The sequence below is a fragment of the Pseudomonas sp. PNPG3 genome (assembly GCF_023093815.1).
In the GTDB taxonomy this organism is placed as follows: domain Bacteria; phylum Pseudomonadota; class Gammaproteobacteria; order Pseudomonadales; family Pseudomonadaceae; genus Aquipseudomonas; species Aquipseudomonas asiatica.
The window spans coordinates 24552-39370 of record NZ_JALLKV010000040.1 but is presented as its reverse complement, the minus strand read 5'-3'; the positions used below and the strand labels follow the sequence as shown (position 1 = coordinate 39370).

Below are 14819 nucleotides of genomic sequence, written 5' to 3'. Positions count from 1 at the left end.
AAAGGCGCCTCTGTTCAGGGAGCCGCCTTTTCTGGTTGGGATTCTGGCTTACAACAAGTCGTACTGCTTGAGCTTCTTGCGCAGGGTGCCTCGGTTCAGTCCGAGCATCTCGCTGGCCTTGGTCTGGTTGCCCTTCACGTAGTTCATCACGCTTTCGAGCAGGGGCGCCTCGACTTCGGAGAGCACCAGGTTGTACACGTCCGTCACGGTCGCGCCTTCCAGGTGGGCGAAGTAGTTGTGCAGCGCCTTCTCTACGCTGTCGCGAAGGGTCTGGCCCTCTTCGCTCGGCGTGTTGAGGTGCTGTTTCAGGTTGGCGTTGTCGCTCACGGGCGTTGTTCCACTCACAAATGTCTCGGTCATCATCGTCATGCGGCCACCCCTTGTCCGTCCTCTGTCTCAAGGCTCTGTCGACGTTCGCTGAAAAACGCGCGAACGTTGGCGCACTGCGCTTGTGTGTCTTCCAAAGCGTTGAACCGGGAGCGAAACTCCTTGCCGCCGGGTCGTGTTGCCAGGTACCAGCCAACGTGCTTGCGGGCGATACGTACGCCCATCACATCGCCATAGAAGGCATGCAGCGCGGCCAGGTGCTCCAGCAGGATGCGTTCCACTTCCTCCAGCTGCGGCGCTGGCAGGTGTTCGCCAGTGCGCAAGTAATGCTCGATCTCGCGAAAGATCCATGGCCGCCCCTGGGCGGCCCGGCCGATCAACAGGCCATCGACCCCGGTGGCGTCCAGCACCGCCCGGGCCTTTTCTGGCGAGGTGATATCGCCGTTGGCAAAAACCGGAATCGACACCGCCTGCTTGATGGCAGCGATGGTGTCGTATTCGGCTTCGCCGGTGTACAGGTCGGCGCGTGTGCGGCCATGCACCGCCAGCGCCTGGATGCCGGCCTGCTCGGCAATCTTCGCCACGTTCAGGCCGTTCTTGTTCGCCCGGTCCCAGCCGGTGCGGATCTTCAGGGTCACCGGGACGTCCACGGCGCCGACCACGGCGTGGAGAATCTCGCTGACCAAGGCTTCATCTCTCAATAAAGCAGAGCCTGCGGCTTTGTTGCAGACTTTTTTTGCCGGGCAGCCCATGTTGATATCAATGATCTGGGCGCCTGCATCGACGTTGGCCTTTGCCGCCGCTGCCATCATCTGCGCATCACCACCGGCGATCTGTACCGAGCGTGGCTCGGGATCACCTTCATGGATGCGGCGCAGGCTCGACTTGCGGCTGTTCCACAGGCTCATGTCGCTGGAGACCATTTCCGACACCACCATGCCGGCGCCCAAGCGCTGGCAAAGTGTACGGAAAGGCTGGTCCGTGACCCCGGCCATGGGCGCGAGGATCAGGTTGTTACGTAGTGTGTATGGGCCGATGCGTACCGCCGACATAGGTGATCCCTGTTGTGGGGCCGAATCTTGGAGTTCGAAAAAGGGTTGGCATGATACCCGCTCTCGGTGACCGGATAAAGATGGATTTGGATAAAATCTGAACAGTTGTCGGCTTATGACTTTTGGTATGGGTGAGGATCCAGGACCTTGCGCGGCCCCTGTGGGAGCGGGCCTGCCCGCGAAGCAGGCGGCGCAATGGATGGCACGGGCTTCGCCCGTGTTCGCGGGCACGCCCGCTCCCACAGGGCTGCTGGTTATTCCGGCGAACGGAAGCTCAGGCTGTAATTAACGGCCTTCGGCCCTGGGTCGAGGATGTCCAGGGCGATATGGATCGGGGTCTGGCTTGGCATTTCGCCGCGCCCGGCCAGTTCGCCGGACAGGTATTCGCTGGGCTTGAAGCGACGGCTGGCGATCAGCTGGCCATTGAGGTCGGCGAAGCGCAGCTCCAGCAGCGGGAACGGCTGGGCGAACGGCGCGCGGTTGTAGATGATCGCATCGACGATCAGTGCGCCCTTGAAGTCCGGGTGGCTGCGTACTACCAGGTTGCTGCTCTTGATTCGAGCGATATCTACGCGGGTCGGCACTTCGCAGCCGACCAACGGGCAGACTTGCTGGAAGAGCGGCCGGTACTGGTCCTGGCGGGCCATTTCATCGAAGTGGAACCACACGTACTGGAACGCCAACAAGCCAGCAGCCAGCAGGGTCAGGAAGCCCCACAGCAGGCGCTTGCCCCAGTTGGGCGCGGGTTTTTCCCAGCCCAGTTGCAGCGGGTCGTCGACCACGTCGACCAGCGGCTCCTTGCGCGCCGGGCGCTCGGCTTTGCCGGCAAGGCCTGGTTCCAGGCGTTCGCCGGGCAGCGGCTCGACAGGCTCGCCATCGCGCGCCGACAGGTGCAGCTCCAGCGGCTCGTCGTCGCGGGCGCTCAGGCCCCGTACAGGGGCCTCATCATCGCTGGCCCGCAGCGGTTCGTTGAATTCGGGGTGGTCATCGATTGCGGCGGTACTGTGTACCGGTGGTTCGTCGTCGATGTCCAGGTCAAGATTGCCACCTAACGTCGGCTCGGTACGCTCGCCTGGGGCGGGTTCCAGGTCCAGCTCCAGGGACTCCGGCTCCCGCAGCACGGGCGTGGGTTCTACCGCCTGTTGCGGCTCGAACGGCTCATCGGTTGCCGTACCGAACAGGTCGTCGGCATGTTCGTCCGGGTGCAGTTCGTCACGCCGCGCCTGCAGGCCGTCATCCTGGCTTGCCGGGCGAGCCGAGGCCGGTTGGCCGCGGCGCTCCAGGCGCTCCAGTTCCATGTCGAGGTCGAGCGCGTCCAGCGCCTGGCTGGTGAGCGCCCAGTCCTCGTCCGGAGTGGTGCCGGATTCGCTTGCGACAGGCTCGGGTGCGATCACCGGTTCGGCCAGCGGCTCGGCAGGGGCAGCAGGCATCGGTGCCGGCACCGCAGGTGCGCTGGCTCCGCCGGCGCGGTTCTGCTCCAGCAGCTGCTTGGCGGCGTTGAACACCTGCAGGCAGTGGCCGCAGCGCACTACACCGCGGGCCACGCTCAACTGGTGGTGGGTGACGCGAAAGCTGGTCTGGCAATGCGGGCACTGGGTGACGAAACTGTCGGTCATGCGGCAATCCGGGAGCTGTGCAGAAAAGTATTCTAGGCCCGCTTAGCGGCGGCGACCACTGATGCGCACCCAGCCGTCGCGCACGACGATCGGGTCCAGCTCGAAGTCGGCGGCATAGGCCGCGGCCACTTCCTCACCCTGCTCGGCGAGGATGCCCGACAGCGCCAGCAGGCCACCTGGGCGGACCAGGCCGGACAGCTGCGGTGCCAGCGACACCAGTGGGCCGGCGAGGATGTTGGCGACCAGCACGTCGGCCTGCATGGCCGGCATGTGCTCGGGCAGGTACAGCGCCAGCTTCTCATCGGCGATGCCGTTGCGCTGGGCGTTGTCGCGCGAAGCCTCGATGGCCTGCACGTCGATGTCGGTACCGACCGCCTCACGGGCGCCCAGCAGCAACGCGGCGATGGCCAGAATGCCCGAGCCGCAGCCGAAGTCCAGCACCTGGGCGCCTTCGAGCTGCTGGCCGTCGAGCCATTCCAGGCACAGGGCGGTGGTGGGGTGGGTACCGGTGCCGAACGCCAGGCCCGGGTCGAGCAGCAGGTTCACCGCGTCCTGTTCCGGGGCCTCGTGCCAGCTTGGCACGATCCACAGGCGGCGGCCGAAGCGCATCGGCTGGAAGTTGTCCATCCAGCTGCGTTCCCAGTCCTGGTCCTCGATCACCTCGGCCTGGTGCTCGGGCAGCTCGGCGCCGGTCAGCAGGCGCAGGTGGGCGAATACCTGCTCAGGGTCGGCATCGGCCTCGAACAGGGCCAGCAGGTGGGTGTGCGACCACAGCGGAGTGGTGTTGAGGTCTGGCTCGAAGATCGGTTGATCCTCGGCGTCCATGAACGTGACCGAGACGGCACCCACTTCGAGCAGGGCATCTTCGTAGGTTTCGGCTTGTTCCGGGCTGATGGCCAGGCGTACTTGCAGCCAGGGCATGGCGGGCACCTTTGGTAAATCGACAGGGGCAGCCCTAGGCTGCGCGAAGGCTGGCAGTTTACGCGAGTGCGGGGGGTTTGTAGAGGAGGCTGGGCACGGACATTGTGAGGGCTACTGCCTTGCACAACATTGAAATCCTGGCATGCACCCTGTGAGAGCGGGCGCGCCCGCGAACACGGGCGAAGCCCGTGCCATTCACCGCGGTGCTTGCTTCGCGGGCATGCCCGCTCCCACAGAAAAAACTGTGGTGCATCAGACAAAACAGAGGGAAAGCGACTCAGCTATATAAGCAGGCTTCTCTTCTCCCTCGATCTCCAGCGTGGCAATCGCCTTTAGCAGCCATTGCCCCGGTCTCTTTTCCGTCACTTCGGCCAGGTCCACCTTCAGCCGTACCTGGCTGTCGACCTTGACCGGCTGGATGAACCGCACGCTGTCCAGCCCATAGTTCACCACCATCTTCAGCCCTTCCGGCAGAACCAGGATGTCCTCGATCAGCTTGGGAATCAGCGACAATGTCAGGAAACCGTGGGCGATGGTGCAGCCGAACGGGGTTTTTGCCGCCTTTTCCGGGTCAACATGGATGAACTGGAAATCGCCCGTGGCTTCGGCGAACAGGTTGATGCGTTGCTGGTCGATCTTCAGCCAGGCCGAGCGGCCCAGTTCCTTACCAACGTACTGCGAAAGCTCTGTAACCGGTACATGGGGCATCGCGGACTCTCCGGATTGTCAGTTGGTACGAAAGTGCAAGATCAGCACGGCGAACCGTTTCAGTCAAGTTGCACGTTTTTCGACGAATATCGGTATATGACGGCACATGCTTATAATGGCGGCCATGCCCGAGGGAGATGCTTATGCTGTTGCGTGGTTTGACCTGGCTGGTGCTATTCCAGCTGCTGGGGACGGCAATCAACCATCTGTTGGTGCCGTTTCTGCCGGGGCCGATCATCGGCCTGTTGCTGCTTTTGTTCTTCCTCATGGCCCGTGGTGAGGTGGGCAAGCCGCTAAACGAGGCCGCCAGCAGCCTGCTGCGTTACCTGCCGCTGTTGCTGGTGCCACCAGCGGTGGGGGTGATGGTGTATGCCAGAGATATCGCCGCCGACTTCTGGGCCATTGCCGGTGCCTTGCTGATCTCCTGCCTGGTGACCCTGGTGTTCGTCGGCGTGTTGATGCAAAAGCTCATCCACCGTCAGGGCCGGAGCGAGGAGCAGCCATGATGCTCGACTGGCAAGGCGCACTGGATGCGGTCGTTCATCATCCCTTGTTCGGTATCGGCATCACGCTTGGGGCCTACCAGGTGGTGCTGGCGGCCTACGAGAAAACCCGCTGGATCTTCCTGCAGCCGGTACTGGTCTCGATGCTGCTGGTGATCGGCGTGCTGCTGGTGTGTGGCATCGACTACAGCGAATATCGCAAGAGCACCGAAATCATGAACATCCTGCTGGGGCCTGCCACCGTAGCCCTGGCTGTGCCGCTCTACCTCAACCTGCGGCGTATCCGACAGCTGTTCTGGCCCACATTTACTACGCTGGTAGTCGGAGGCCTGTTCGCTACGCTGTGCTGCCTGTTGCTGGGCTGGTGGTTCGGTGCCGAGCACATGATCCTGATGACCATGGCGCCGAAGTCGGTCACTTCGCCGATCGCCATGCTGGTGGCTGAGCAGATTGGCGGCGTGGCTGCCTTGGCGGCGGTGTTCGTGCTGATTACCGGGGTTATCGGGGCAATCTTCGGCCCGGCGTTGCTGAGCCGTTTTGGCGTGCATAGCCCCGAGGCCCGTGGCATGTCTTTGGGCGTGACCGCGCACGCAGTGGGCACTTCGGTGGCCCTGCAGGAAAGTGACGAATGCGGCGCCTTTGCCGCGCTGGCGATGAGCCTGATGGGGGTGGCCACGGCGGTGTTCCTGCCGCTGGCGGTCAGCCTGGTGGCTTGAGGACTTGTGATGACGCTACCGCTGTTTCCTCTCAATACCGTGCTGTTTCCTGGTTGTTTCCTCGATTTGCAGATTTTCGAGGCACGCTATCTGGACATGATCGGGCGCTGCATGAAGCGGGGCGAAGGTTTTGGTGTGGTGTGCATCCTCGAAGGCGAGCAGTTCGGCAAGGCGCCGCCGGTGGTCGCCTCGATCGGCTGCGAGGCGGTGATCCGTGACTTCGTGCAGCAGGATAACGGCTTGCTGGGTATCCGCGTCGAAGGCGTGCGGCGCTTCAACCTGGAAAGCACCGAGGTGCAGAAGGACCAGTTGCTGTTGGGGCAGGTGCAATGGCTGCCGGAGCAGGCGGACAGCCCGTTGCTCGAGGCGGACGAAGACCTGCTGGCGCTGCTGGTGGCCCTGGGTGAACACCCGATGGTCGAAGCCCTGGACATGCCGCGGCCTGTGGACGGGCGCCAGACGTTGGCCAACCAGTTGGCGTACCTGCTGCCCTTCATGGAAGAGGACAAGCTGGATCTGCTGACCCTCGACTCGCCACAGGAGCGGTTGGGGGAAATCCAGAAGCTGCTGGAGCGGATTCAGGGTGAATTGTTTGCCTGATAGTGATGTGTTGGCAGTGCCGGCCTCTTCGCGGGTAAACCCGCTCCCACAGGTACTGCATCAAGCCTGAGAACGGCGCTATCTCTGTGGAAGCGGGTTTACCCGCGAAGAGGCCGGTACAGGCGACATCAATATTGATACCGCAGCAAAGCCTGTGGCAGCGCATGCATGGCAAAGAACGCCAGCAACGCGACACACGCCGGCAACACCAGCCACCACACCCGCAGCGGCAAGGCCGGGAGTGTCTGGTGACGTTGCGCCAGTGCCAGGCTGAGCGCGCACACGCAGCACGCCAGCAAGGCCCCGGCGAGGATGTCGGTCGGCCAGTGCGCCCCGAGGTACACCCGTGACAGGGCAATCGCCAGCGCTGGAATGCAGCCCAGCATCACCCAGGTGAGGCGCATTCGCGGCGGCTGACCGCGACCGGCCAGCACTGCCATTACCAGGAAGAACGCAAACGACGCCGAACTGTGCCCACTGGGCATGCTGTAGCTGGTCAGCGGGTCGCTCAGCACTTCCGGGCGGGCCCGGGCGAACAGCCACTTCAGCGTGCCGTTGGCAAACGCCGTACCCATCAGTGCGCCCGCAGCGAACATGGCATGCCGCCACTGCCGGGCAAGCAGCAGCAGGCCCGTCAGCAGCCCGCCGAGGAATAACTGAGTGCGGAAATCGCCCAGCCGGGTCACCAGCACCACGGCGCCATCGATGGCCTGGCTGCGGTGCTCCTGCACCAGTGTCATCACGCCCTGGTCGAACTCGTGCAGGTAGGGCCAGCCGAGGAAGACCCCGGCCAAGGCCAGGAAACTCATGCCGGCGATCAGCCGGGTACCGTGGCGTTGATCACGAATGCTGGTGTTCAGGCTCAGCCCGATGATGACTGCCAGGGTGCCGGCGATGATCCCGGCATCCAGCCAGAAGCCTTCCGGCAAGGGCAGGCGCATGGCTGCGCCGGTAGCCCAGCCGGGCAGCAGGTAGGCCACTGCCCAGCCGGCACCGGCCACCAGGCTGACGGCGATGAACCGCGGCAGCGGCATGTCGAACATGCCGGCGACCATTGGCAGCATAGGCCGCAGCGGCCCGATGAAGCGCCCTACCAGCAGGCTGGCGATGCCGTAGCGCTGGAAGTAGGCCTCGGCGCTGCCGATCCATTCCGGATGGTGGCGCAGCAGGGGCAGCCTGCGAATGTTCTGGTGGAAGTACTTGCCCACCGTGTACGACAACGCATCGCCCACCAGGCCACCGAGAAAGCCCAGCAGCAGAGTTTCGCCCAGGCTGAAGGCGCCGCTGCCGGCCAGTACCGCGACCGCGAACAGCAGCACGGTGCCTGGCACTATGATGCCGGCAATGGCCAGGCACTCGATGCAGGCCACCAGGAATATCGCCAGGCCAAGCCACTGCGGGTTGGCGCTGAGCCAGCCAGTCAGGCTGTCGAGCCATTGGCCCATGGTTCAGCTTCCTTGTTCCAGAATGAAGAAGTCGCGGCCTTCGACTTGGCCGCGACGTAACGGGTTCCGCGTGCAGAAACGGGCGTATTCGGCATCGACGAAACGGTAGGGCAGGTGCTCGTCGCGGCCATGCGGGATGCCCAGGCGGGCGGCCTGGATCACCCGTGGCACGATGTTGCCGCAATCCTCCACGTACAGGCGCTCGGCGTCAAAACGCTGGGCGTCCCAGTGCGGCACCTTCAGGCCCAGGGCCCGGCACAGCAAGGTCTGCCCCGCGCACAGGCGCTCGGGCGGGCGGAGGTTGCCGCTCGCATCGGGGTTGTTCAGTTGCATCTGTGCCAGGCTGTTCGGCCCCGAGCGGGCGTCCTGCCAAGGATAGGCCGACTTGATGAGCACCGCGTTGCCTGGCCCGTGGGCGCTGAAGTTCAGCGAGTCCCCGCCGCGGGCGTAGTACATATAGATGTGCCCGCCATCGAGGAACAGCGCCTTGCGCTTTTCGGTGTAGCCGAGCGAGGCGTGGCTACCTTTGTCGGTGAGGTAGTAGGCCTCGGTCTCGATGATGCGCGCGGCCAGCCACAGGTCGCCGTGGCGATGGCGGATGACTTTGCCCAGCAGGGCCTTGGCCAAGGTCTGGGCGTCGCGGTCGAAAAAGCTGTCGGGCAAGGCTGGCATGCGGGCGGTTCGTGGCTGGGACGGCGGGGATGATAGCAATGAATAGCTTAATCGAGGCTGAATCGAGTGGGATGTTGGCAGGGCCGGCCCTTTCGCGGGCTCGCCCGCTCCCACAGGTACCTCGGAGGTCCCAGGCCTTGTGCAATCCCTGTGGGAGCGGGTTTACCCGCGAAAAGGCCCTGATAGGAGATAGAAATTTCGATAACCCCGGTTACATCTTTCCTACACAATGCCCCCAGCCATTTTCTACCATCCGCCACCCGCCGCTGGGCGTACACCTGCGCGCCAGTTATAATCAGCCGATTTCCCCTTCGCCAAGACACCGAACCCATGACTGAGTCCGTTCTTGACTATATGACCCGCCTGGGTCGCGCTGCCCGTGAGGCTTCCCGGGTGATCGGCCGTGCCAGCACCGCGCAGAAGAACCGCGCCCTGCAAGCTGCCGCCGACGCACTGGACGCCGCTCGTGCCGAGCTGACCGCAGCCAACGAGCTGGACCTGGCCGCCGGCCGTGCCAACGGCCTGGAGCCCGCGCTGCTCGACCGCCTGGCGCTGACCCCGGCGCGTATCGACGGCATGATCACCGGCCTTCGCCAGGTGGCTGGCCTGCCGGACCCGGTCGGTGCCATCCGCGACATGAGCTACCGCCCATCCGGTATCCAGGTCGGCAAGATGCGCACGCCGCTGGGGGTGATCGGGATCATCTACGAATCGCGCCCGAACGTGACCATCGATGCCGCCAGCCTGTGCCTGAAGTCGGGTAACGCGACCATCCTGCGTGGCGGCTCCGAAGCCATCCACTCCAACCGCGCCATCGCCACCTGCATCCAGCGTGGCCTGGCCGCCGCCGGCCTGCCGGCAGCCGTGGTGCAGGTGGTCGAGACTACCGACCGCGAAGCCGTGGGCGCGCTGATCAGCATGCCGGAATTCGTCGACGTCATCGTGCCGCGCGGTGGCCGTGGCCTGATCGAACGCATCAGCCGCGATGCCCGCGTGCCAGTGATCAAGCACCTGGACGGTATCTGCCACGTCTATGTCAGCCAGCACGCCGACCTGGACAAGGCCTGGCGCGTTGCGTTCAACGCCAAGACTTACCGCTATGGCATCTGTGGTGCCATGGAAACGCTGCTGGTCGACCAGCAGGTGGCCGAGCGCTTCCTGCCGGAAATGGCCAGTCGCTTCCAGGAGAAGGGCGTCGAGCTGCGTGGCTGCGAGCGCACCCGGGCGATCATCGACGCCAAGCCCGCCACCGAGGCCGACTGGCACACCGAATACCTGGACGCGATCCTGTCGATTCGCGTGGTCGATGGGCTGGACCAGGCCATCGAGCACATCAACCACTATGGCTCGCACCATACCGACTCGATCATCAGCGAACACCAGGGTGAAGCCCGTCAGTTCATGGCCGAGGTCGACTCGGCGTCGGTCATGCTCAATACCCCGACCTGCTTCGCCGACGGCTTCGAGTACGGCCTGGGTGCGGAAATCGGCATTTCCACCGACAAGCTGCATGCCCGCGGCCCGGTCGGCCTGGAAGGCCTGACCTGCGAGAAGTACGTGGTGATCGGTGACGGCCAGCTGCGCGGCCAGGAGTCCTGCTGAGTTGAGCAAGGCCCAGGCAGTCCGGCGCATCGGCATTCTTGGCGGCACCTTCGACCCCGTGCACATCGGCCACCTGCGCAGCGCGCTGGAAGTGGCCGAGTTCATGGGGCTGGACGAGCTGCGCCTGCTGCCCAACGCCCGGCCGCCGCACCGCGACACCCCGCAGGTGGCCGCGCAGGACCGCCTGGCCATGGTGCAAGGCGCTGTACAGGGCGTGCCCTGCCTGAGCGTGGATGCCCGCGAACTGGCGCGCGACAAACCGTCGTACACCATAGACACGCTGGAATCGATCCGCGCCGAACTGGCCGCTGGCGACCAGTTGTTCCTGGTGCTGGGCTGGGATGCCTTCTGTGGCCTGCCCGGCTGGCACCGCTGGGAAGAATTGCTGCAACACTGTCACATCCTGGTGCTGCAACGCCCGGATGCCGACGTAGAACCCCCTGACGAGCTGCGCAACCTGCTGGCTGCGCGCTCGGAGAGCGATCCCACCGCCTTGTCCGGCCCGGCGGGAAACATTTCGTTCGTCTGGCAGACGCCGCTTGCGGTGTCGGCTACACAGATCCGACAGCTGCTGGCCAGCGGCAAATCGGTGAGGTTCCTGGTGCCGGACGCCGTACTGGCCTACATCGAGGCGCACGAACTGTATCGTGCACCTAACTGACGGTGCCTCTGGCGCCTCATCCAACGAGTTGAACGAGTTTTATATGACCAAGCAGAAAATCCACGGCGAAGAACTGGTCGCCCTGACCAAGGCAGCGCTGGAAGACGTCAAGGCCCAGGACATCCAGGTCATCGACGTGCGCGAAAAGCACAGCCTGACCGACTACATGATCATTGCCACCGGTACCTCCAACCGCCAGATCAACGCGATGCTGGAAAAGGTCCGCGAAGCGGTCAAGGCCAAGGGCGCCCAGCCGCTGGGTGAAGAAGGCAAGGGCGACAGCGACTGGGTACTGCTGGACCTGAACGACGTCATCGTGCACATGATGACCGCCGCTGCCCGCCAGTTCTACGACCTGGAGCGCCTGTGGCAGGGGGCCGAGCAAAGCCGTGCCGCCGATGGCAAGCACCACAGCCCGGACCATGCCCACGAGTACTCCGACAAGCTCAAGGACCGGGAATAAGGAAAGCGCTGTGCGTCTGCGCCTGATCGCGGTCGGCTCGCGCATGCCGAAGTGGGTCGAGGAAGGCTGGCATGAATATGCCAAGCGCCTGCCCGCCGAGCTGTCGCTGGAGCTGGTGGAAATCCCGCTGAACACTCGTGGCAAGAATGCCGACGTCGCCCGCCTGATCCGTCAGGAGGGCGAAGCCATGCTGAGCAAGGTTCAGCCAGGGGAACGCATCGTCACCCTCGAGGTCCATGGCAAGCCCTGGAGTACCGAGCAGCTGGCGACCGAGCTGGACCGCTGGCGCCTGGATGCGCGCACGGTGAATTTGATGGTGGGCGGCCCGGAAGGCCTGGCGCCCGAGGTCTGTGCGCGCGCCGAGCAACGCTGGTCGCTGTCGCCGCTGACCTTGCCGCACCCATTGGTAAGGATACTCATCGGCGAGCAGATCTACCGCGCCTGGACCGTGCTGTCCGGGCATCCTTACCATAAATGAGCCTGTAAGCAGTCCGATGTCGCAGCCGATCCGTCTCAAGGACCACGAGAAAGACGCCCGCCTGGTGCGCAACCGCGTCGTGGTCGGCGCAGTCGCGATCATGCTGCTTATCTGCGTGCTGATTGCGCGTCTGTACTACCTGCAGGTCATCCAGCACGACTATCACTCGACGCTGTCGGAGAACAACCGGGTGCATGTGCAGCCGATCCCGCCGACCCGCGGGCTGATCTTTGACCGCAACGGGGTGATCGTCGCCGACAACCGGCCCAGCTTCAGCCTGTCGATGACCCGCGAACGTGCGGGTAACTGGCAGGAAGTGCTGGATACCATCGTCGAAGTGCTGGAGTTGACGCCCGACGACCGCGCCCTGTTCGAGAAGCGCATGCGCCAGGGCCGCAGGCCGTTCGAGCCGGTGCCGATCCTGTTCGAACTCAACGAAGAGCAGATCGCCCGTGTGGCGGTGAACCAGTTCCGCCTGCCGGGCGTGGAAGTGGTGGCCCAGTTGGTGCGCCATTACCCGCAGGGCGCGCATTTTGCCCATTCGGTGGGGTATGTGGGGCGGATCAACGAGAAAGAGCTGAAAACCCTCGACCCGGTGAACTACAGCGGCACCCACCACATCGGCAAGACCGGCATCGAACGCTTCTACGAAGCCGACCTGCATGGCCAGGTGGGCTACGAGGAAGTCGAGACCAACGCCCGCGGCCGCGTGCTGCGGGTGCTCAAGCGCACCGACCCGAAACCGGGCAAGGACATCGTGCTGAGCCTGGACATCAAGCTGCAGGAGGCCGCCGAGGCTGCCCTGGGTGGCCGGCGTGGTGCGGTGGTGGCGCTCGACCCGCGTACCGGCGAGGTGCTGGCGATGGTCAGCCAGCCCAGCTTCGACCCCAACCTGTTCGTCACCGGCATCGGCTTCAAGGCCTATGCCGAACTGCGCGACTCGATCGACCGACCGCTGTTCAACCGCGTGCTGCGCGGCCTGTACCCGCCAGGTTCGACCATCAAGCCGGCGGTGGCCATCGCCGGCCTGGACAGCGGCGTGGTCAATGCCGGCAGCCGGGTGTTCGACCCGGGCTACTACCAGTTGCCCAACTACGACCACAAATACCGTAACTGGAACCGTTCGGGCGATGGCTGGGTCGACCTGGACACCGCGATCATGCGCTCCAACGACACCTACTTCTACGACCTTGCCCACAAGATGGGCATCGATCGGCTGTCCAGCTACATGAACAAGTTCGGCATCGGCCAGCGGGTTTCCCTCGACATGTTCGAGGAATCCGCCGGGCTGATGCCATCGCGTGAATGGAAGCGCGCCACCCGCCGCCAGGCCTGGTTCCCCGGCGAAACCCTGATCCTAGGCATCGGCCAGGGCTACATGCAGGCCACGCCGCTGCAACTGGCCCAGGCCACTGCGCTGATCGCCAACAAGGGCGTGTGGAACCGCCCGCACCTGGCCAAGACCATCGAAGGCCAGCCGCCGGTGGACGACAACCCCATGGAAAACATCGTGCTGCGTGACAAGTCCGACTGGGCCAAGGTCACCCATGGCATGGAGCAGGTGATGCACAACGCCCGCGGTACCGCACGCAAGGCGGCCATCGGCTCGCAGTACCGCATTGCCGGCAAGAGTGGTACCGCCCAGGTGGTGGCAATCAAGCAGGGCGAGAAGTACGACCGCAACAAGCTTCAGGAGCGCCACCGCGACCACGCCCTGTTCGTCGCCTTCGCCCCGGCCGAGGACCCGAAGATCGTGGTTTCGGTGATGGTCGAGAACGGTGAGTCCGGCTCGGGCGTTGCCGCCCCAGTGGTGCGCCAGGTGATGGACGCCTGGTTGCTCGACGAAAACGGCCGGCTCAAGCCCGAGTTCGCGCCTGCCACCGTTACCCAGGAATCAGCCCTGTGATGAACAATTTCGATCGCATGCTCTCCAGCGAGGATGTGATGCGTCGGCGCGCCAGCTTTCTGCAGCGCATCCACGTCGACGGCCCTTTGCTGATCATTCTGCTGACCCTCGCGGCCGGCAGCCTGTTCGTCCTGTATTCGGCCAGTGGCAAGAACTGGGACCTGCTGCTCAAGCAGGCCACCTCGTTCGGCATCGGCCTGGTGTCGATGTTCATCATCGCCCAGCTGGAGCCGCGCTTCATGGCTCGCTGGGTGCCGCTGGCCTACCTGGCCGGGGTGCTGTTGCTGGTGGTGGTGGACGTGATGGGCCACAACGCCATGGGCGCCACGCGCTGGATCAACATCCCCGGGGTGATCCGCTTCCAGCCCTCGGAGTTCATGAAGATCATCATGCCGGCGACCATCGCCTGGTACCTGTCCAAGCGCACGTTGCCGCCGCATCTGAAGCATGTGGCGATCAGCCTGGTGCTGATCGGCGTGCCGTTCATCCTGATCGTGCGCCAGCCCGACCTGGGTACGGCGCTGCTGATCCTCGCCTCCGGGGCTTTCGTGCTGTTCATGGGCGGCCTGCGCTGGCGCTGGATCCTCAGCGTACTGGCGGCTGCGGTGCCAGTGGCGGTGGCGATGTGGTTCTTCGTCATGCATGACTACCAGAAGCAACGGGTACTAACCTTCCTCGACCCGGAAAGCGACCCGTTGGGCACTGGCTGGAACATCATCCAGTCGAAGGCGGCGATCGGCTCGGGCGGTGTTTTCGGCAAGGGCTGGCTGCTCGGCACCCAGTCGCATCTGGATTTCCTGCCGGAAAGCCACACAGACTTCATCATCGCGGTGCTCGGCGAGGAATTCGGCCTGGTCGGCATCTGCCTGCTGCTGATCGTCTACCTGCTGCTGATCGGTCGTGGCCTGATGATCACTGCCCAGGCGCAGACCCTGTTCGGCAAGCTGCTGGCGGGAAGCCTGACCATGACCTTCTTTGTGTACGTGTTCGTCAATATCGGTATGGTCAGCGGCCTTCTGCCCGTGGTGGGCGTGCCGCTGCCCTTCATCAGCTATGGCGGAACTTCGTTGGTGACGCTGCTGTCAGCGTTTGGCGTTCTGATGTCGATCCACACGCACCGCAAATGGATCGCTCAGGTTTGAATAAGGT

The 14819-nt window shown here is 64.2% G+C and carries 16 protein-coding genes; 9 read left to right on the top strand and 7 right to left on the bottom strand.

Annotated features, from left to right (window positions below; translation table 11 throughout):
• Positions 1-48 precede the first annotated feature (48 nt).
• The 5 genes from fis to MJ643_RS21935 form a co-directional block, all read right to left on the bottom strand.
• On the bottom strand, positions 49-369 hold the full coding sequence (gene fis / locus MJ643_RS21955) for a DNA-binding transcriptional regulator Fis (RefSeq protein ID WP_012274390.1): 321 nt from the start codon (positions 367-369) through the stop codon (positions 49-51).
• The gene (dusB, locus tag MJ643_RS21950; RefSeq protein ID WP_013974369.1) at positions 366-1379 is read right to left on the bottom strand and encodes a tRNA dihydrouridine synthase DusB; all 1014 of its coding nucleotides are present in this window, start codon (positions 1377-1379) and stop codon (positions 366-368) included. Before dusB ends, fis begins: the two co-directional genes overlap by 4 nt.
• A gap of 254 nt (positions 1380-1633) precedes the next feature.
• Positions 1634-2995: a DUF3426 domain-containing protein gene (locus tag MJ643_RS21945; protein ID WP_013974368.1), complete on the bottom strand. Its 1362-nt coding sequence runs from the start codon at positions 2993-2995 to the stop codon at positions 1634-1636.
• A gap of 42 nt (positions 2996-3037) precedes the next feature.
• Positions 3038-3916, bottom strand: coding sequence for a 50S ribosomal protein L11 methyltransferase (prmA, locus tag MJ643_RS21940; RefSeq protein WP_024087793.1), 879 nt, complete (start codon positions 3914-3916; stop codon positions 3038-3040).
• A gap of 252 nt (positions 3917-4168) precedes the next feature.
• On the bottom strand, positions 4169-4624 hold the full coding sequence (locus tag MJ643_RS21935) for a MaoC family dehydratase (protein WP_024087792.1): 456 nt from the start codon (positions 4622-4624) through the stop codon (positions 4169-4171).
• A 143-nt stretch (positions 4625-4767) separates the two neighbouring features.
• Between MJ643_RS21935 and MJ643_RS21930 the strand changes: the two genes are divergently transcribed.
• Genes MJ643_RS21930 through MJ643_RS21920 form a run of 3 tightly spaced genes read left to right on the top strand, consistent with a single transcriptional unit; the run spans position 4768 to position 6443 of the window.
• Positions 4768-5130: a CidA/LrgA family protein gene (locus MJ643_RS21930; protein WP_003257558.1), complete on the top strand. Its 363-nt coding sequence runs from the start codon at positions 4768-4770 to the stop codon at positions 5128-5130.
• The gene (locus MJ643_RS21925) at positions 5127-5843 is read left to right on the top strand and encodes an LrgB family protein (protein WP_013974365.1); all 717 of its coding nucleotides are present in this window, start codon (positions 5127-5129) and stop codon (positions 5841-5843) included. The genes MJ643_RS21930 and MJ643_RS21925 overlap by 4 nt, the downstream gene beginning before the upstream one ends.
• A 9-nt stretch (positions 5844-5852) precedes the next feature.
• Positions 5853-6443, top strand: a complete 591-nt coding sequence (locus MJ643_RS21920) for an LON peptidase substrate-binding domain-containing protein (protein WP_024087791.1) — start codon at positions 5853-5855, stop codon at positions 6441-6443.
• Positions 6444-6571: 128 nt separating this feature from the next.
• Here MJ643_RS21920 and MJ643_RS21915 read toward each other — a convergent pair whose 3' ends face one another.
• Together MJ643_RS21915 and MJ643_RS21910 are read right to left on the bottom strand one after the other, a co-directional pair.
• Complete coding sequence (locus MJ643_RS21915) at positions 6572-7888, bottom strand: bifunctional DedA family/phosphatase PAP2 family protein (protein WP_013974363.1); 1317 nt, start codon at positions 7886-7888, stop codon at positions 6572-6574.
• Positions 7889-7891: 3 nt separating this feature from the next.
• Positions 7892-8560 carry a DNA-3-methyladenine glycosylase gene (locus tag MJ643_RS21910; RefSeq protein WP_015271945.1) on the bottom strand — a complete coding sequence of 223 codons (669 nt, stop codon included), beginning with the start codon at positions 8558-8560 and terminating at the stop codon, positions 7892-7894.
• 330 nt (positions 8561-8890) lie between these two features.
• Between MJ643_RS21910 and MJ643_RS21905 the strand changes: the two genes are divergently transcribed.
• Genes MJ643_RS21905 through rodA form a run of 6 tightly spaced genes read left to right on the top strand, consistent with a single transcriptional unit; the run spans position 8891 to position 14812 of the window.
• Positions 8891-10162, top strand: coding sequence for a glutamate-5-semialdehyde dehydrogenase (locus MJ643_RS21905; RefSeq protein WP_003257568.1), 1272 nt, complete (start codon positions 8891-8893; stop codon positions 10160-10162).
• Position 10163: 1 nt separating this feature from the next.
• A complete protein-coding gene (gene nadD, locus MJ643_RS21900) occupies positions 10164-10823 on the top strand; it encodes a nicotinate-nucleotide adenylyltransferase (RefSeq protein WP_013974360.1) in 660 nt (219 codons plus the stop codon).
• A gap of 43 nt (positions 10824-10866) precedes the next feature.
• A complete protein-coding gene (rsfS, locus tag MJ643_RS21895; RefSeq protein ID WP_013974359.1) occupies positions 10867-11286 on the top strand; it encodes a ribosome silencing factor in 420 nt (139 codons plus the stop codon).
• 10 nt (positions 11287-11296) lie between these two features.
• Positions 11297-11764: a 23S rRNA (pseudouridine(1915)-N(3))-methyltransferase RlmH gene (gene rlmH, locus MJ643_RS21890; RefSeq protein ID WP_003249722.1), complete on the top strand. Its 468-nt coding sequence runs from the start codon at positions 11297-11299 to the stop codon at positions 11762-11764.
• Positions 11765-11780: 16 nt separating this feature from the next.
• On the top strand, positions 11781-13670 hold the full coding sequence (mrdA, locus tag MJ643_RS21885) for a penicillin-binding protein 2 (protein WP_015271942.1): 1890 nt from the start codon (positions 11781-11783) through the stop codon (positions 13668-13670).
• Between the two features lie 38 nt (positions 13671-13708).
• The gene (rodA, locus tag MJ643_RS21880; protein WP_015271941.1) at positions 13709-14812 is read left to right on the top strand and encodes a rod shape-determining protein RodA; all 1104 of its coding nucleotides are present in this window, start codon (positions 13709-13711) and stop codon (positions 14810-14812) included.
• Positions 14813-14819 lie beyond the last annotated feature (7 nt).